This window comes from Rhizobium sp. N122 (assembly GCF_002211295.1).
In the GTDB taxonomy this organism is placed as follows: Bacteria; Pseudomonadota; Alphaproteobacteria; order Rhizobiales; family Rhizobiaceae; genus Rhizobium.
Genome location: NZ_LOKU01000002.1, coordinates 25,376 through 42,788 on the forward strand (window position 1 = coordinate 25,376; position 17,413 = coordinate 42,788).

Annotated in this window: 20 protein-coding genes and 1 tRNA gene; 10 read left to right on the forward strand and 11 right to left on the reverse strand. The window is 61.0% G+C overall.

Features of this window, described 5'->3' with window-relative positions:
* The first annotated feature begins 94 nt into the window (after positions 1-94).
* The 4 genes from ATY75_RS01950 (at position 95) to ATY75_RS01965 (ending at position 3,721) form a co-directional block, all read left to right on the forward strand.
* Entirely contained in the window at positions 95-1,315 is a 1,221-nt protein-coding gene (locus tag ATY75_RS01950) for a phosphopentomutase (RefSeq protein ID WP_088936270.1), read from the forward strand.
* Entirely contained in the window at positions 1,312-2,280 is a 969-nt protein-coding gene (locus ATY75_RS01955) for an adenosine deaminase (RefSeq protein WP_088936271.1), read from the forward strand. The genes ATY75_RS01950 and ATY75_RS01955 overlap by 4 nt, the downstream gene beginning before the upstream one ends.
* Positions 2,281-2,393: 113 nt before the next feature.
* The gene (gene upp / locus ATY75_RS01960; RefSeq protein WP_049734167.1) at positions 2,394-3,023 is read left to right on the forward strand and encodes a uracil phosphoribosyltransferase; all 630 of its coding nucleotides are present in this window, start codon (positions 2,394-2,396) and stop codon (positions 3,021-3,023) included.
* A 128-nt stretch (positions 3,024-3,151) separates the two neighbouring features.
* Positions 3,152-3,721: a TIGR02281 family clan AA aspartic protease gene (locus ATY75_RS01965; protein WP_088936272.1), complete on the forward strand. Its 570-nt coding sequence runs from the start codon at positions 3,152-3,154 to the stop codon at positions 3,719-3,721.
* Between the two features lie 6 nt (positions 3,722-3,727).
* Here the strand turns inward: ATY75_RS01965 and deoA are convergent, their stop codons facing one another.
* The 9 genes from deoA to ATY75_RS02010 all read right to left on the reverse strand — a co-directional run bounded on the left by deoA (position 3,728) and on the right by ATY75_RS02010 (position 12,427).
* A complete protein-coding gene (gene deoA / locus ATY75_RS01970) occupies positions 3,728-5,035 on the reverse strand; it encodes a thymidine phosphorylase (protein ID WP_088936273.1) in 1,308 nt (435 codons plus the stop codon).
* Position 5,036: 1 nt separating this feature from the next.
* Positions 5,037-5,813 carry a deoxyribose-phosphate aldolase gene (deoC, locus tag ATY75_RS01975; protein WP_088936274.1) on the reverse strand — a complete coding sequence of 259 codons (777 nt, stop codon included), beginning with the start codon at positions 5,811-5,813 and terminating at the stop codon, positions 5,037-5,039.
* A gap of 114 nt (positions 5,814-5,927) precedes the next feature.
* Complete coding sequence (locus ATY75_RS01980) at positions 5,928-6,728, reverse strand: purine-nucleoside phosphorylase (RefSeq protein WP_088936275.1); 801 nt, start codon at positions 6,726-6,728, stop codon at positions 5,928-5,930.
* Positions 6,725-7,114 (reverse strand): cytidine deaminase, encoded by a 390-nt coding sequence (locus ATY75_RS01985; RefSeq protein ID WP_064835800.1) that lies wholly within the window; start codon positions 7,112-7,114, stop codon positions 6,725-6,727. Before ATY75_RS01985 ends, ATY75_RS01980 begins: the two co-directional genes overlap by 4 nt.
* Positions 7,115-7,116: 2 nt before the next feature.
* A complete protein-coding gene (locus ATY75_RS01990; RefSeq protein ID WP_064835798.1) occupies positions 7,117-8,088 on the reverse strand; it encodes an ABC transporter permease in 972 nt (323 codons plus the stop codon).
* 9 nt (positions 8,089-8,097) lie between these two features.
* Positions 8,098-9,201: an ABC transporter permease gene (locus ATY75_RS01995; protein WP_088936276.1), complete on the reverse strand. Its 1,104-nt coding sequence runs from the start codon at positions 9,199-9,201 to the stop codon at positions 8,098-8,100.
* A 7-nt stretch (positions 9,202-9,208) separates the two neighbouring features.
* Positions 9,209-10,720, reverse strand: coding sequence for an ABC transporter ATP-binding protein (locus tag ATY75_RS02000; RefSeq protein WP_088936277.1), 1,512 nt, complete (start codon positions 10,718-10,720; stop codon positions 9,209-9,211).
* A gap of 88 nt (positions 10,721-10,808) precedes the next feature.
* Entirely contained in the window at positions 10,809-11,801 is a 993-nt protein-coding gene (locus ATY75_RS02005; protein ID WP_064835792.1) for a BMP family ABC transporter substrate-binding protein, read from the reverse strand.
* Positions 11,802-12,109: 308 nt separating this feature from the next.
* Positions 12,110-12,427 (reverse strand): hypothetical protein, encoded by a 318-nt coding sequence (locus ATY75_RS02010; protein WP_003589247.1) that lies wholly within the window; start codon positions 12,425-12,427, stop codon positions 12,110-12,112.
* A 227-nt stretch (positions 12,428-12,654) separates the two neighbouring features.
* Here ATY75_RS02010 and ATY75_RS02015 point away from each other — a divergent pair.
* The 3 genes from ATY75_RS02015 to ATY75_RS02025 all read left to right on the forward strand — a co-directional run bounded on the left by ATY75_RS02015 (position 12,655) and on the right by ATY75_RS02025 (position 13,741).
* A tRNA-Ser gene (locus ATY75_RS02015) sits at positions 12,655-12,744 on the forward strand.
* A 212-nt stretch (positions 12,745-12,956) separates the two neighbouring features.
* Positions 12,957-13,244 (forward strand): DUF1778 domain-containing protein, encoded by a 288-nt coding sequence (locus ATY75_RS02020; protein ID WP_088936278.1) that lies wholly within the window; start codon positions 12,957-12,959, stop codon positions 13,242-13,244.
* On the forward strand, positions 13,241-13,741 hold the full coding sequence (locus tag ATY75_RS02025; protein WP_088936279.1) for a GNAT family N-acetyltransferase: 501 nt from the start codon (positions 13,241-13,243) through the stop codon (positions 13,739-13,741). Before ATY75_RS02020 ends, ATY75_RS02025 begins: the two co-directional genes overlap by 4 nt.
* Positions 13,742-13,869: 128 nt before the next feature.
* Here ATY75_RS02025 and ATY75_RS02030 read toward each other — a convergent pair whose 3' ends face one another.
* Complete coding sequence (locus ATY75_RS02030) at positions 13,870-14,346, reverse strand: Lrp/AsnC family transcriptional regulator (protein ID WP_088936280.1); 477 nt, start codon at positions 14,344-14,346, stop codon at positions 13,870-13,872.
* Positions 14,347-14,387: 41 nt separating this feature from the next.
* Between ATY75_RS02030 and ATY75_RS02035 the strand changes: the two genes are divergently transcribed.
* The 3 genes from ATY75_RS02035 to ATY75_RS02045 all read left to right on the forward strand — a co-directional run bounded on the left by ATY75_RS02035 (position 14,388) and on the right by ATY75_RS02045 (position 16,000).
* Positions 14,388-15,008, forward strand: coding sequence for an alpha/beta hydrolase (locus ATY75_RS02035; RefSeq protein WP_088936281.1), 621 nt, complete (start codon positions 14,388-14,390; stop codon positions 15,006-15,008).
* Between the two features lie 156 nt (positions 15,009-15,164).
* Positions 15,165-15,374 carry a KTSC domain-containing protein gene (locus ATY75_RS02040; RefSeq protein WP_088936282.1) on the forward strand — a complete coding sequence of 70 codons (210 nt, stop codon included), beginning with the start codon at positions 15,165-15,167 and terminating at the stop codon, positions 15,372-15,374.
* Positions 15,375-15,760: 386 nt separating this feature from the next.
* Positions 15,761-16,000, forward strand: a complete 240-nt coding sequence (locus tag ATY75_RS02045) for a CrpP-related protein (RefSeq protein ID WP_064841231.1) — start codon at positions 15,761-15,763, stop codon at positions 15,998-16,000.
* Here ATY75_RS02045 and pncB read toward each other — a convergent pair.
* Positions 15,982-17,286, reverse strand: coding sequence for a nicotinate phosphoribosyltransferase (gene pncB / locus ATY75_RS02050; protein ID WP_065092011.1), 1,305 nt, complete (start codon positions 17,284-17,286; stop codon positions 15,982-15,984). The genes ATY75_RS02045 and pncB overlap by 19 nt on opposite strands.
* Positions 17,287-17,413: the final 127 nt, after the last annotated feature.

Consider the following 17,413-nt stretch of genomic DNA (forward strand, 5'->3'; position numbering starts at 1 on the left):
CCCGAATTTGCCAAGCCGGCCGCAGCATTATATGGCTGAACCTCTGCCGCCTCTGACATTTCCAGGGCCGGCGATCGGCTCTCTCGGGTGTAAAATGGCGCGTGCCTTTCTTTTCGTTCTGGATTCCTTCGGCGTCGGCGGCGCGCCGGATGCGGCGGCCTATGGCGACGAGGGCGCCGATACGCTCGGCCATATTGCCGAGTTCTGCGCCGCCGGCGCGGGAGACCGCGCCGGATTGCGCAGCGGGCCGCTTTCCCTGCCCAACCTATCGGAACTCGGGCTGATGCAGATTGCCCGCTCCGCCTCCGGACGGTTTCCGGCCGGCATGCCGATCCCGGAAAAGGTCTACGGCATTTACGGCGCCGCTACCGAAATCTCCCGCGGCAAGGATACGCCATCAGGCCATTGGGAAATCGCGGGAACACCCGTCAGTTTCGATTGGGGTTATTTCCCGACGGAGGGCGACGCCTTTCCCGCGGAGCTCATCGAGGCACTCTGCAAGGAGACAGGCGTGCCGGGCATTCTCGGCAACTGCCATGCTTCCGGAACGGAGATCGTCGCCCGGCTCGGCGAGGAGCATATCCGCACCGGCAAGCCGATCTGCTACACTTCCTCGGATTCAGTCTTCCAGGTGGCGGCGCATGAGCTGCATTTCGGCCTCGATCGCCTGCTCGCCTTCTGCGGCACTGCCCGCGGACTGCTCGATCCCTATAATATCGGCCGCGTCATCGCCCGGCCCTTCGTCGGTCACTCCAGCCCTACCTTCCAGCGCACCGGAAACCGGCGCGACTTCTCGGTGCTGCCGCCGGAGCCGACGCTGCTCGACCGGCTGATCGAACATGGCCGGCAGGTGCACGCCGTGGGAAAGATCGGCGACATCTTCGCGCATCAAGGGATTTCGCGCCTCATCAAGGCGAACGGCAACGAGGCGCTGATGGATGCGTCGCTTGCCGCCATCGACGAGGCCGACGACGGCGATCTCGTGTTCACCAATTTTGTCGATTTCGACATGATGTACGGCCATCGCCGCGATGTGCCGGGTTATGCCGCGGCGCTCGAAGCCTTCGATGCACGCTTGGCCGAAGTCCATAAGAAATTGAAGCCGGGCGATCTCGTCGTGCTGACCGCCGACCACGGCTGCGACCCGACCTGGCGCGGCACGGACCATACGCGCGAGCGGGTGCCCGTCATCGCCTACGGCCCCGGCATCCGGTCGCGTTCGATCGGCGTGCGCCGCAGCTATGCCGATATTGGTGAAAGCATCGCGCGCCATCTCGGCATCCCGGCCGGACCGCATGGAAGGAATTTTCTGTGACATCGCATTTGAAGAAGGTCGAGCTGCACTGCCATCTGGAGGGTGCAGCACCTCCTGAACTGACCGAAGCGCAGGCACGCAAATACGGTGTCGATATCAGCGGCGAGCTGCGCAGCGGAGCCTACGTCTGGCATGATTTCGCAAGCTTCCTCGAATGTTATGACAAGGTTTCCGAGGTCTACAGGACCGAGGAGGACTATGCGCTCCTGACTGAAACCTATCTCGACGAACTCGCCGGTATCCATACGATCTACAGCGAACTGATCGTTTCTCCCGACCACGGCAAACGCATCGGTCTCGGCGCCGACGCCTATATATCAGGTGTCTGCGAAGGCATCCGGCGGGCCAGGGAAAAGAGCGGCATCGAGGCGCGGCTGATCGTCACCGGCGAGCGGCATTTCGGCCCGGAGAGCGTGATCGGTGCTGCCGAATATGCGGCAAAAGCCGGCAATCCCTTGATCACCGGCTTCAACCTTGCCGGCGAAGAGCGCATGGGCCGCGTCGCCGACTATAGCAGGGCCTTCGATATCGCCCGCGATGCCGGACTGGGGCTCACCATCCATGCCGGCGAGGTCTGCGGCGCCTTCAGCGTCGCCGACGCGCTCGATGCTGTGCGCCCTGCACGCATCGGCCATGGCGTACGCGCCATCGAGGATCTCGATCTGGTGAAGCGGCTAGCCGATCTCGGCACCGTGCTCGAGATCTGCCCGGGCTCCAATATCGCGCTCGGGGTCTTTCCCGATTTCGGCTCCCATCCGCTGCGCCGGCTGAAGGAAGCCGGCGTGCGGGTGACGATCAGCTCGGACGATCCGCCTTTCTTTCACACCTCGCTTGCGCGGGAATACGAACTTGCCGCCGAGGCTTTCGGTTTCAGCGACACCGAGATCGATGCCATGACGCGAACGGCGATCGAGGCGGCCTTCGTCGACGAAGAGACACGCAAAGTCCTGCTCGCCCGGCTTTGAGAGCCAAATGCTGAGCGAGGCTGGGGAAGATCGGTGCAAATTTGCCGCCACTCTTGCGGTCGGGCCGATTTCCGTGAAAGAAACATTCGACAGAAAGAATGAAAGGCTTCCCCATGGACGGCGTCACGGTCATCGATCACCCGCTGGTGCAGCACAAGCTCACCATCATGCGGCGCAAGGAAACATCGACGGGCAGTTTCCGCCGGTTGCTGCGCGAAATCTCGACACTGCTCTGTTACGAAGTGACCCGTGATCTCGAACTGACGATGGCAACGATCGAGACGCCGCTGCAGACAATGGAATCACCGATCCTCGAAGGCAAGAAGCTGGTCTTCGCCTCGATCCTGCGGGCCGGCAACGGGCTGCTCGAAGGCATGCTCGATCTCGTGCCTTCCGCCCGCGTCTCGCATATCGGCGTCTACCGCGACCACGAGACGCTGCAGCCTGTCGAATATTACTTCAAGGCGCCTGAAGACGTGGCCGAGCGCCTGATCATCGTCGTCGACCCGATGCTGGCGACCGGCAATTCCTCGATCGCGGCGATCGACAAGCTCAAGGAACGCGGCGCCCACAATATCCGCTTCCTCTGCCTGCTCGCCGCCCCGGAAGGCATCCAGAACTTCCGCGCCGCCCATCCCGATGTTCCGGTGTTCACCGCCTCGATCGACAGCCATCTCAACGAGAAGGGTTATATCATGCCCGGTCTCGGCGATGCCGGCGACCGCATGTACGGCACCAAATAAACTTCAGTCTTCTTTTACCAAATCGAAAGAGTTTGCGGCCCGGTGGTTCATTCCGGGCCGTTTTTGTTGTCGGTATTAGCAACTTGTCAGCACTTGTGGCGTAGCAAGCTTGAAGAATGAGGCCCCGCATGAAGCGGGGTTTATACAGGAAGGATTTCTGTTTCATGCTCGTGCGTACCGTCATATTCGCCAGCATCGCCGCAGTGCTGGCCACACAGGCGCCTTCCTTCTTCGGAAGCACCGGCCAGCAGCCCGCCGACACTCTCTCCGCCAATTACATCTCAACCGAAAGCGACAAGTCCGCCGCACCCGCGCCGGTCTCCGCCGGCAATGCTATCCGCCTGCAGGCGGATGCGCAGGGCCACTATACCGGCAGCTTCAGGATCAATGGCAAGCCGGTGCAGGGCCTGATCGACACCGGCGCGACCTATGTGGCGCTCAACGAGACGCTCGCCCGCCGCCTCGGTTACACGGCCAACCAGCTCGATTTCCGCTACGGGGTCAACACCGCCAACGGCCAGACGAAGGCGGCGCATGTGATGCTCGACCGGGTCGAAATCGGCGGTATTCGCGTGCGCAATGTCGAAGCCTTCGTGCTCAAGGACGACGCGCTGACGACGACGCTGGTCGGCATGAGCTTCCTGCAGAAGCTCGCCTCCTATTCCGTCGCAGATGGTTCGCTCAGCCTCAAGCAGTAAACCGCATCAGATCCGGGTCGAAATCACCGGGGTCAGCTGCGGCTTTTCCTCGGCGATACGGTAGTGCGCGGCAAGCGCGGCCGCTGCACTTTGCGCCGCTGTGTCATCGGCGGCGTGAACCAGCGCGATCGGTTCCCCCGCGCTGACGCGGGTGCCGAGCGGCAGGAGTTCGGAAAAGCCGACACGATGGTCGATCCGGTCGGCCGGATGGCGTCTGCCGCCGCCGAGATCGATGACGCTGACGCCGATACCGCGCGCATTGCAGGCGGCAAGCCAGCCGGACCGGGCGGCCGGGACCGGCTTTTCCACCGGCGCCCTGGCGAGGTGCCGGTCGGGGTTTTCAAGGAGATCGGCCGGACCGCCGAGCAGGGATACCATGCGCGCAAAAACCTCTGCCGCCCTCCCCGATGACAGTGCCCGACGCGCCATCCCCTCACCTTCCTCAGAAGACGCGGCAACGCCCGATGTCACCAGCATCTCGGCAGCGAAGGCAAGAACGACGGTCTCGAGCCGCGTGTCCGCTTTCCCACCGGCCAGGAAATCCAGGCAATTGCGCATTTCAACGGCGTTGCCGGCAGCATCGGCGAGCGGCTGGTTCATGTCGGTGATCAGCGCCGAGGTCCTGACACCCGCGCCATTGGCCACCTCGACCAGCGACTGCGCCAGGATCTCTGCCTGGTCGCGGTCGGCCATGAAGGCGCCGTTGCCGACCTTGACGTCGAGCACCAGGGTCTGAAGCCCGGCCGCCAGCTTCTTCGACAGGATGGAGGCGGTGATAAGCGGAATGGAATCGACGGTGGCGGTCACGTCGCGCACGGCATAGAGCCTGCCATCGGCCGGCGCCAGAGCGCCGGTCTGGCCGATGATGGCACATCCCGCCTCCTTCACGACCTTGTGGAACAGACGGGCATCCGGCGTGACCCTATAGCCCGGAATGGATTCGAGCTTATCCAGCGTGCCGCCGGTATGACCGAGGCCGCGCCCTGATATCATCGGGACGGCGAGGCCGCAGGCGGCAGCAATCGGCGCCAGCATCAACGAAACGTTGTCGCCGACGCCGCCGGTCGAGTGTTTGTCAGCGATCGGGCGGTCGATATCCCCCCATTGCAGCCGATCGCCGGAATCGGCCATCGCCAGCGTCAAGGCGACGATTTCCTCACGCGACATGCCCTTGAACCAGACGGCCATGGCAAATGCGCCGATCTGGCCTTCCGACAGGTGACCGGCCGCGAGTGCCGCAATGAAGGACCGGATATCGGCGGGGTCGAGTTCGTCGCCGTCGCGTTTACGCCGGATGATCTCCTGCGGGATCATGTCAATAGCTCGACGCCGCGGCAGGTGCAGACTGCGTTCCGCTCAGGACTGCCAGGATATCATCGAGCAGGCCCGAGGCCCCGAAGCGGAAGGTCGACGGCATCGCCCAGTCGGGCGCCATGATGGTTTCGGCCAGGCTCAGATAGAGCGCCGCATCGGCCACCGAGCCGATGCCGCCGGCCGGCTTGAAGCCAACCTTGCGGCCGCTTTCGCGAATGGCGCGGATCATGATGTCGGCGGCTTCGAGCGTCGCGTTGACGGCGACCTTGCCGGTGGAGGTCTTGATGAAATCGGCGCCGGCTTCGATGGCAAGTTCGGAGGCGCGGCGAATCAATGCCGCCTCCTTCAACTCACCGGTCTCGATGATGACTTTCAGCAGGACCGGGCCGGTGCATTCGGCGCGCACCGCCCTGACCATGTCGGTCACCGCCTTTTCATTGCCCGATATGAGCTTGCGGTAGGGGATGACCAGATCGATCTCATCGGCGCCGTCGGCAATCGCCTCACGGGTTTCGGCGGCGACATCGGCGACTTCCATCTCGCCCGCCGGGAAATTGACCACGGTCGCGATCCGCACAGCATGGCCGGTGCCGAGGATATTGCGGGCCTGCGCGACGAAGCGCGGCCAGATGCAGATCGCAGCACTGTTGCCGTAGGGCGTCTGCGCGCGGGTGCAGAGCGCATCGATCTGCGCCTCGGTACAATCATCCTTCAGATTGGTCAGATCGAGAAGGGAAAGGGCGACCGCCGCCGTTTTCCGGATGGAATGGCTATTCATCTTTACTTCCTCTAGAGCATGATGCCGAAAAGTGTGAGCGGGTTTCGGACGACATCATGCTCTAACTATAGAATTGAGAACAGGATTCAGATTTTAGGCCGACCCGGTCTAAAATCATCCTGTTCTAGCCGCAATCGTCTCTTTCAGAATGGCGGCGAGACGGGCGCCGCCGATCGGCGCCATGTCGTTGGTTTCTTCATGGCTGAGCTCATTGCCGGTCATGCCTGCCCCATAGTTGGTGATAACCGAAGCGGCCGCAACCCTCAGACCGAGCATTCTTGCGATGATCACCTCGGGCACCGTCGACATGCCGACCGCATCGGCGCCCAGGATGCGCGCCATGCGGATTTCGGCCGGCGTTTCGAAGCTCGGGCCGGAGAACCACATATACACGCCTTGCGCCAGCTCGATCTTGAGCTTTGCCGCTGCCGTCTGCATCGCCGTAGCGAGGCCGGTGTCGTAAGCGTTGGTCATGCCGACGAAACGATGATCGCTTTCCTCGCCGATCAGCGGGTTCATGCCGGAGTAATTGATGTGGTCGGTGATCTGCATCACCGAGCCGGGCGGTATGTCGTCGCGCAGCGATCCGGCCGAATTGGTCAGGATCAGCGCTTCGACGCCAAGCGCCTTCAGCACCTCGATCGGCAGGCGCATGGCATTGGCATCGCCCTTCTCGTAATAATGCACGCGACCGGAGAGCATGACGACAGGCACGCCGCCCAGCCGGCCGGCGACGACTTCGCCCGCATGGCCGGAGACGGCGCTGACGGGAAAGCCCGGCAGGTCGCGATAGGGAATGCGCACGGCGCCTTCCAGCTGCCCAACCAGCGAGCCGAGACCGGAGCCGAGCACGATGCCATGGCGCGGCTTGATGGTGCCGAGCAATGCGGCGAGCAGATCGACCGTCGCCCTCATCCGAGTTCAGTCTCGAAGCTGAAGGGAAGAAGCTCGTCCATCGTCATGGTCTTCTGCACGCCCGCGTCATCGCAAAGATAGATTTTCGTATCCTTGGAAGCGAATTCGGAGATCTTCTGGCGGCAGCCGCCGCAGGGCGGGCACAGCGGCAGCTTTTCGGCGATGACGGCCATTTCGACGATCTTTTTGGCGCCGCCCATGATCATCGCGCCGATCGCCGTCGGCTCGGCGCACCATCCTTGCGGAAAGGAAAGGTTTTCAATGTTGGCGCCGGTATAGACCTTGCCATCCTCGGCGCGGATCGCCGCGCCGACCGGGAACTTCGAATAGGGCGCATGGGCAAAGGCCATGGCGCCGCGGGCGGCTTCGAACAGATCGTGGGACATGATCAACGTTCCTTCGTATAGGGTACGCCACCGGCCTTCGGCGGGATCGCGACGCCGATGAAGCCGGCAAGCAGGATGCAGGTCAGGATATAGGGCAGCGCCTGGAAGACCTGAACCGGCACTTCGCCGATCAGCGGCACCTGCTTGCCCTGCATGAAGTTGGCCAGCGCATCGAGGAAGCCGAAGAGCAGGCAGGCAAACATCACAGGCACCGGCTTCCACTTGGCGAAGACGAGAGCAGCCAGCGCGATATAGCCCTTGCCGGCCGACATGTCCTTGATGAAGGCGGCGGATTGAGCGATCGCCAGATAGGTGCCGGAAAAGCCGCAGAGAATACCGGCGCACATGACGGCACGATAACGCAGCCAGGCGACCGAAATGCCAGCCGTATCAACCGCACCCGGATTTTCGCCGACGGCGCGAAGCCTGAGGCCGAAGCGTGTGCGGTAAAGCACCCACCAGGAGAAGGGCACGGCGAGGAAGGCGAGGTAGGTGAGGATGTTGTTGCCCGAGATGACATTGGCATAGAGCGGGCCGAGGATCGGCACACTATGGATGGCATCTGCGCCCGGCAGGATGATCGGCGCGAAGCGCGCTTCCGGCGAAAGCTGCGGCGTGCGCCCGCCCTGGCCGAACCAGGCCTGGCCGAGCACGATGGTGATGCCGGCAATGAAGAAGTTGATCGCCACACCCGAGACGATCTGATTGCCGCGATTGGTGATCGAGGCGAAGCCGTGTACCAGGCTGAGCGCCACCGAGCAGACGATGCCGGCGCCGAGCCCCAGCCAGGCCGAATCGGTGAGATAGGCGATGCAGGCGGCGGCGAAAGCCGAGCCCAGCATCTTGCCCTCCAGGCCAATATCGAAGATGCCGGCGCGTTCCGAAAACAGACCGGCAAGTGCGGTGAAGATCAGCGGGATCGACAGGCGGATCGTAGAGGCGAGAACGCTGATGAAAATGTCATAATAATCCATCGTCCGTCCTCAGGCTCGCTTGAACTGTTGATAGAGGTGCACTATCGCCGGCCGGAACATATATTCCAGCGCGCCGGCGAACAGGATCACCAGCCCCTGGATGACCAGGATCATCTCGCGAGTGATGTTCGGCATTTCGAAGGAGATCCAGTCGCCGCCCTGATAAAGGATGCCGAACAGGATCGCGGCGAAAATGATGCCGAGCGGATGATTGCGCCCCATCAGCGAGACGGCAATACCAACAAAACCGGCGCCGCTGACGAACCCCACCTGCAGGCGGGCAGAGGCGCCCATGACAGGATTGAGCGCCATCATGCCAGCCAGCGCACCGGAAAGCATCATCGCGATCATCACGATCCGCACATAGGGAATACCGGCATAGGAAGCGGCCGTCGGGCTGACGCCCAGCGTACGCATTTCGAAACCGAGTTTGGTACGCCAGATGAGAAGCCAGACGACATAGCACATAACCAGCGCGATGATAAAAGAGACGTTCAACGGAGCGGCACCGAGCTTTGCCCCGAATATTTCCATCAACCAAGTCAGCTTCGGTAACTGCCCACCTTCGAGGAAAGTCCGTGTTTCGGGTGCCATTTTTCCTGGCACGATCAATACGTGCACAAGCAGGTAATTCATCAGTGACGCGATGATGTAGTTGAACATGATCGTCGTGATGACGATATGGCTGCCCCGCTTCGCCTGAAGCCATGCCGGAATGAAGGCTGCGACCGCGCCGAAGAGGGCAGCGCCGACGACTGCAATCGGCATCGTCACATACCACGGCACGTAATTGTCGAGCGAAAGCGCCACCAAGGCACAGCCGAGGCCGCCGACATAGGCCTGGCCTTCGGAGCCGATGTTGAAGAGACCGGCATGGATCGCCACCGCGACGGAAAGACCGGTGAAGATGAAGCTCGTCGCGTAGAACAGCGTCAAGCCGATGCCTTCGCCGCTGCCGAGCGCACCCTCAAGCAGCAGCGACAGCGCACCGAGCGGGCTCTCGCCGATCAGCCAGACGACGAAACCGGAGATCAAGAAGGCGACGATGAGGTTCAGAAGCGGGATCAGGCCGTAATTGATCCAGTTTGGCAGCGTAACTGATGCAGTGCTCATAAAGGCCTCACGCGGCAATGCCGGCCATCATCAGGCCGAGGGTCTGTTCACCGGCATCGGGCGTCTTCTCGCCGACCACATGGCCGGCGAACATGACAAGGATACGGTCTGAAAGGGCGCGGATCTCATCGAGTTCGACGGAGACGAGCAGGATCGCCTTGCCCGCGTCGCGCATCTCGATGATCCGGCGGTGGATAAATTCGATGGCGCCGATATCGACGCCGCGTGTGGGCTGGCCGATGATCAGCATCTTCGGGTCGCGCTCGATCTCGCGGGCAACGACGATCTTCTGCTGGTTGCCGCCGGAGAAGTTCGCCGTCTTCAGCCGCGGGTTCGGCGGGCGGATGTCGTATTTTTCGATCTTCTCCATCGCATCCTTGCGGATCGCCTCAAGATCGAGCAGCGGACCTTTGCTGTAACCCGGACGCCGGTGATAGCCGAGCACGGAATTTTCATATTCCTCGAATTTCAGAACCAGACCCATGTGGTGGCGATCTTCGGGAATATGGGCGAGGCCGAGCTCGCGCAGGCGGGCGGGATCGGCCTTGTCGATCGTCTCGCCGTCGAGAAGGATTTCGCCGGAGGCCGGCTTGCGGATGCCGGCAATCGCCTCCAGCAATTCGGACTGACCATTGCCGGCAACCCCGGCAATGCCGACGATCTCGCCGGCGCGCACGTCGAATGAGACATTGTCGACCATGGTGACGCCGCGATTGTCCTTGACAGTGAGGTTGCGGACGGAGAGCACGGCGGCCCCAGGATTCGCCTCGCCCTTCTGCACGCGCAGCAGCACGCGGCGGCCGACCATCAGCTCGGCGAGCTCTTCCACCGTCGTTTCCGCGGTCTTGCGGGTCGCGACCATCTCGCCGCGGCGCATGACGGAGACCGTATCGGTGATCGCCATGATCTCGCGCAGCTTGTGGGTGATCAGGATGATGGTCTTGCCCTGATCGCGCAGCACCTTGAGGATGCGGAAGAGGTGATCGGCTTCGGCCGGCGTCAGCACGCCCGTCGGCTCGTCGAGGATCAGGATCTCGGCGCCGCGATACATCGCCTTCAGGATTTCGACGCGTTGCTGCAGGCCGACCGGCAGCTCTTCGATCAACGCGTCCGGATCGACCTCGAGGCCGTATTCCGTTTCCAGCCGCTTGAGTTCGGCGCGGGCCGATGCAACGCCTCTCGCCAGCAGCATGCCGCGTTCGGCGCCGAGCATGATATTCTCGAGCACCGTAAAATTGTCGACCAGCATGAAATGCTGGTGCACCATGCCGATGCCGGTGGCGATCGCCGCCTGACTGTCGCGGATGGTGACCGGATTGCCGTTGACGCGGATCTCGCCGCTGTCGGCATGGTAAAAACCATAAATGATCGACATCAGCGTCGATTTGCCGGCGCCGTTTTCACCGATGATGCCGTGGATCGTCCCCTTGGCAACGGTGAGGTTGATGTCCTTGTTGGCATGGACGGCACCAAATTTCTTGTCGATGCCGACAAGCTCGATAGCGGGCTTATCTGTCACTGCAGGCTCCAAATAAGAAAAGGGCGTATGGCGAAAATCCCCTCCGCCATACGCCCGATCTCAATCGTCGATTACTTCAGGGCGCGGATCACTTCGGGCAAGCGTTGTCCGAGGTATAGTCGTGAACCTTGATGGTCCCCGCGATGATATCGGCCTTGGCCTTGTCGACGGCCGCCTGCATTTCCGGCGTGATCAGCGACTTGTTGTTGTCATCGATCGCGGCGCCGACACCGTCTTCCTTGACGCCGAGCGCCTGGACGCCACCGGTGAACTTGTCGTTCTTGGTGTCGGTATAGGCGTTGTAAACGGCGAGGTCGACGCGCTTGACCATCGAGGTCAGGACGGAGCCCGGATGCAGATGGTTCTGGTTGGAATCGACGCCGATCGACAGCTTCTTGTTGTCGGCAGCGGTCTGCAGAACGCCGAGACCGGTGGCGCCGGCTGCCGCGTAAATGACATCGGCGCCCTGATCGATCTGGTTCTTGGTGAGTTCGCCGCCGCGAACCGGGTCATTCCAGGCTGCGCCCGTGGTGCCGGTCATGTTCTGGAAAACTTCGACATCGGCCTTGGCGGCGCGTGCGCCCTGCTCATAACCGCATTCGAACTTGCGGATCAGCGGGATGTCCATGCCGCCGACGAAGCCGACCTTGCCGGTCTTGGATGCCATGCCGGCAAGAATACCGACAAGATAGGAACCTTCTTCTTCCTTGTAGACCACCGAGCGGACGTTCGGCTTGTCGACGACGGAGTCGACGATGATGAACTTGGTGTCGGGGAATTCGGCTGCGACCTTCTCGATGGCCGAAGTCCAGGCGAAGGAAACGGCAACCACCGGGTTGAATCCGCGGCTTGCGAAGTTGCGGATGGCCTGCTCGCCCTGGGTGTCGCCGGTCGGCTCGAAATCGCGATAGGCAATGCCGGTTTCGGCCTTGAACTTTTCGGCGCCGTTATAAGCCGCCTCATTGAAGGACTTATCGAACTTCCCGCCGGTGCCGTAAACCAGCGCCGGCTTGACATCGGCAGCCAGCGCCGTCGTCGACATCGCAGCCACGGCAAGGAGAGTGAGAAGGGATTTTTTCATTGTGCAGCCCTGTTGTTGCTATTCGTTAGGGGTCCTCCCGCAAGTCCTTTCCGGACATGTCTGCGGAACCACCGACCTCCCCCCGGAGGCCTGGCTGCGCGCATCCTTGCATGGCTCACGGAAAAATTCACCAGAAATTTTTCAGGCGGTAAAGATTTGCAGCAATTGCCGAAAATCCATTCTCCGGGGCTGATTTTTAGACATTTCCGCCGGCGGAATGCGGAATTTCCAGCCAAACCGGCGGCCCTGCCGGGGCCGGAGGCGGCCGATCGGAATCCGGGCCGCTCGTGGCGGCAAACCCGGCGTGCCTATGCGGTGAAGCGACCGGCCACCGGCGGTTTCTTATAGCCGATCATCCAGAGAAGCAGCGCGATCACCAGGAAAACCGCAAAGGCCGGCTGCAGCATCAGCCATTGGAAGATGAAGGCGTAGAAACGCGGGTGGATATAATAGGAAAGGGAGGATTGCAGCGATGTGAGGGTTGCCGGGCTCACATCCTGCCAGGCATCGGAGATCGGCGTCACCACCACGGAGGAGGCCGCAACCGATTGGATCGAATCGATGGTCCCGGCAATAACGGCCGCCGCAAGCGCGACAAGGCTGGCCAGACGCAACAGGAAACGCATCAATTCCTCCGACGCTCGTTATACCGGACAATCCCGGCCGGCCGCGCCATTCTCCACCTCGAGAATTACATAGTCGTCGATGGGGTGAAGCACAATGGACGGGCGGAGGCGAGTTTTATCTGAAGAAGTCAAAAAACTGTTAGATTTCGGTTGATCGACAAAAATTCATCGGTATATATCGCGCCGTTCCGACGATTTGCTCCTATCCAGGCGCGAACGCCCAAGAAGGACAGGTGGCCGAGTGGTTTAAGGCGCACGCCTGGAACGCGTGTGTACGTGAAAGCGTACCGTGGGTTCGAATCCCACCCTGTCCGCCATGGTGCATTTCCGCATCGTATGTCTCCCACTGTCTGACGTCGTTTGACAAAGACCAGTTCGCATCGAAATGCGAGGGGCAATTTCAGCATCCAGGCCGAATCTCTCCGACATCCGCATCCATACCCTCTGATGCCAACGACGGCCGGCGTGAAACGACAGCGTGGTTGATTGTCCGGCATTTTGCCGTACAATTAAACAAGGAGAAGAAACTATGCCGCAGCAAACCGCCCGCACGACCCGATTGGAAGCTCGCATCAGTCCTGAAGCGTTGGCAATCGTCAAGCGCGCCGCCGAGATGGAGGGCCGTAGTCTCAGTGACTTCGTCGTCTCAGCAGCACAGGATGCAGCGCGGCGAACGATCGAGGAAAACCAGCTTATCCGTCTTTCGATCGAGGATCAGATACGGTTTGTCGATATGTTGCTCGACCCGCCGGAGCCGGCGGATGCCCTCAAACGCGCTAGGACGGCCCATGACGCCTTGATCTTGAAGGCGCGGTGACGGTGCAATTTACAATCGAAGCCTTGAACTCCGGTCATGACCGCAGGAATTTCGCCTGCGGTATTTTCGTGCTGGACCGCTATATAAAGGAACAGGCGGGGGAAGATATCAAACGCCGCGCGGCGCTTTGCTACGTCGCCTGTCCGGAAGGTTCCACCCGTATCGCCGGGTATTATACGCTTTCTGCCGGGGACGTGGCGTTGAAAGATATTCCAGACGACAAGGCCCGCCGCCTTCCGCCTTATCCAGTCATTCCAGTTGCTCGTGTCGGACGGCTGGCGATCGACAAGGACTTTCAAGGCCGACGGCTCGGTGCAGCCCTCCTATGGAACGCTGCTAACCGTGCCCTGCGTTCGGAATTGGGCGTTTTTGCGTTGGCCGTCGATGCGAAAGACGAGCAAGCCGCTGCATTCTACCGCCATTTCGGATTCGTCGCTTTCGAAGCGAAACCGTTGCAGCTTTTCCTCCCGTTGGCGACTGTAGCGAAATCGCTCTGACATTCATACAGGTCCATAGCTGTCGCGGCCTCAGTCACCGTTGCGACGAGAGACGCTCGATCGTCCAGCTTGATCGAGCGATATTCGCGCTGCGCCTCGCGGACGGTTTTCTTCCTGCCCGCATATTCTCAAGGGCGCTGCAGCAGGGCGCGTCCGATCGGCTTCGGATTCTCGCTGCGCAACACAAGTGATGTCGTCACGGCGCCAAAACGAGCGATCGTATCGACGATGGTTTCGAGTTCTCCCGGAGACGGAACCAGCACCTTCAGGAGGAAACAATCCTCTCCGGTGAGGCGCAGGACCTCCATGACTTGCGGCATTTCGGCAAACTGCTTCAGACAGGCTTTGATATGTTCATGCGTGGTGCGCAGGCGAAGCACGGCCGTCATTCCAATGCCCAAAGCAGTGGGATCGATCCGGGCGGAGTAACCGACAATGATGCCACGGTCTTCCAGCCGCTTGACCCGCTCGGATGCCGCCGGCTGAGAAAGCCCGACCCGTCGACCGAGTTCGGAAATCGCAATGCGGCCATTTTCCTGCAAGGCCTCGATGATCGAGACATCGGTTGGATCGAGCAGCACCCGATTGTTTTCCTGAAAAGCCATGGGAACACCTTGAAATCATCGGAGAAGGACGCGGTTTTCCGATGATCATTCATTCCGACGCAAATGAAAATGCATCATTTTCATCCGCACGAATGATCAGAGGAAACCACATGAAGGATATCATCATATTGCCGGGGATCGGTGGTTCGGGCGACGCTCATTGGCAAACCCGCTGGGAAATATCGAACCCGGAAATGCGGCGTTTTCAACCAGCCGACTGGGACAAGCCCGACCTGGCGGACTGGATTTCGGCCCTCGATCGCGCCGTCGGCGCATCGGCAACCCCGCCGCTGCTCGTTGCCCACAGCCTTGCCTGTCTGCTGGTTGCTCATTGGCAGCAACTCTCATCGCTAGACGTCGCGGGGGCTTTTCTTGTAGCGGTCCCGGATCCGAAGTCCGCTTCATTCCCTGCCGAGGCGGCCGGATTCGGCAATCCACCAACGAAAAAGATGCGCTTCCCCACTCTGATTATCGCAAGCACCGATGATCCTTTCGGCTCGCTCGACTATGTCCATGCGCGCGCCGACCTCTGGGGTAGCGGCCTTGTTGAGATCGGCCCTTTCGGCCATATCAACGGGCAGAGCGGCCTTGACGACTGGGGCCAGGGCAAGGCCTTGCTGACGGCCTTCTCCGCCGGATTGGCAGGGTCGCACCGGGCTTGAATTTGTTTTCTGAGTTCACGACCGAAATAGGGTCTTGCGATGGCGCCGCGACGTTTAAAGCGTCACAAGCTTCCTGAATTTTTACCATGCGGCTTCACCGCGTCTTTGCACGTTTGGGTTTATCTTCGGCCAAATTAAAAAACGGAGATAAAACAGGTGGAAGAACTTTCGGTCAAATCGAAGATCATTAAATCGGTCTATTTCAGCCAGGAAGACGGGCGGCTCAGGATTTGCTTCAAGAATGGCGAAGAGCGGCTGTTCGAAGGCGTTCCGTCCTCCGAAGCCCATGCAATGACGGTGGCGCCGTCTCCCGGCCATTATTATCTCGACCGGATCAGACCGCGGTTTCGGCGATTGGCTGCCTGACAAGCCGAGGAATGCCGCCGGCCCACCTGCAGGAGTGCACGGGATCGGGACAGGCCCGGTGGATATTAACGGCCCGTCAACCCTTCCCATCATCTTGGTTGGATCGTATCGGCCGGAAGGCGGCAACGTGTCGGCGCTGTCGGCTTGTTCAAGGTCGGCTAGCCGGGAGGCTCGGCGGCGGACCCCAGCCAGGAAGCCGGGCCTCCCCATTACGCTATTTTCGGTGGCGGTGATCGCATCATCGCGAGCCGCGCCAGTCTTGACGATGCCCTGAACTAGCGATTTGGGGCTAATCCTGTGAAAAACCCCAAATATCGAATCCGGACTCGACAATGCTTTATTAGGATGATTGCATACACCCATCGGATCAAGACCGGGGGATGACGATGTTCGAGACTCTGCTTGAAATGCAGGAGCGTGGTGTGCGGGACCGTGCACGTGGCCGCAGCCTCGCCGACAATCCGATGTCGAAGCCGGATATCCTGCCGATCACCGATTTTCAGGAATGGTACTCGATGTTCGACGCCTGGCGCTTCGGCTGGTCGATCGAGGATGCGATGGCCGGGCATAGCAATGCGCCGCGGGATCGCGGCACCGTGTCCCTCGCCTACACCAGAACGGTCTGATCGATCCTGTCCTCGGCGCCGAAGAATTTCAGGTAACGCTCGACCTCTGCCGGATCGCCCGTCGCCTTCTGCGGGTTGTCGGAAAGTTTTACCGCCGGGCGGCCGTTGGCGTCGCTGACCTTGCAGACCACCGAGATCGGGTTGAGGCCGGATATTTCGGTCGGCGCGCAGCCGGAAAAATCATTCGTCAGATTGGTACCCCAGCCAAAGCTCATGCGCACGCGGCCTTCGAAATGCCGGTAGGTATCGATGATGGCGTCGACATCAAGACCGTCGGAGAAGATCAGCAGCTTCTGGCGCGGATCGCGGCCCATCTTCTTCCACCAGTCGATGATCTTTTCGCCACCTTCGATCGGCGGGGCGCTGTCCGGGCGGAAGCCGGTCCAGTCGGCAACCCATTCCGGCGCGTCGCGCAGGAATGCTGCAGTCCCGAAAGCATCCGGCAGGACGATCAGGAGGTTGCCGCCATAGAGCTTATTCCAGTCGCGCAGGATCTTATAAGGCGCGTTGCGCAGCTGCTCGTCGGTTTGCGCCAGGGCGGCAGCCACCATCGGCAGTTCGTGGGCATTGGTGCCGACGGCTTCAAGATCGGAATCCATCGCCAGCAATACGTTGCTGGTGCCGGTAAAGGCCGGGCCGATGCCTTCCTTCAGCGCCTCGACGCACCAGCGCTGCCATAGGAAACTGTGACGGCGCCGGGTGCCGAAATCGGAGATGCGCAGGCCCGGCAGTTCCTTCAGCCGCTCGACCTTCGACCACATCTTCGCCTTGGCGCGGGCATAGAGCACATCGAGGGTGAAGGGACCGAGCGCCTTCATCGCCGAGCGCGACCGCAGCTCGTTGACGATGGCAAGCGCCGGGATTTCCCACATGGTGGTTTCCTTCCAGGACCCATGGAAATCCAGCACATATTGCCCGTCCTTCTTCGACAGCTCGTATTCGGGGAGCTGGAAGTTGGAAAGCCAGGCGAGGAATTCCGGCTCGAAGATCTGGGCGCGGCCATAGAAGCTGTTACCGGCCAGCCAGATCATCTCCTTCTTGGAAAGCTTCAGCGTGCGGGCATGATCGAGCTGTTCGCGCAATTCGCCTTCGTCGATCTCATCGGCGAGCCGCACACGCTTGGTGCGGTTGATGAGGGTGAAGGACGCGTTCACATCGGGATAGAGCTTCCAGATCATCTGCAGCATCAGCAGCTTGTAGAAGTCGGTATCGATCAGACTGCGAACGATCGGATCGAGCTTCCAAGCGTGATTGTAGACGCGTCTTGCGATGTCGGTCCTGGCCATGAAATTCCTGCCCCTGTCCACCCCGGTCAGGTGCCGCCAAATTCCCCAGGGCTGCCAAGTGCGGGGCCGGCGCACGAAACCGGGTCGTGCGCCTTCTTATCGAAAAATCGGCAGAGAAAGTCCAGAC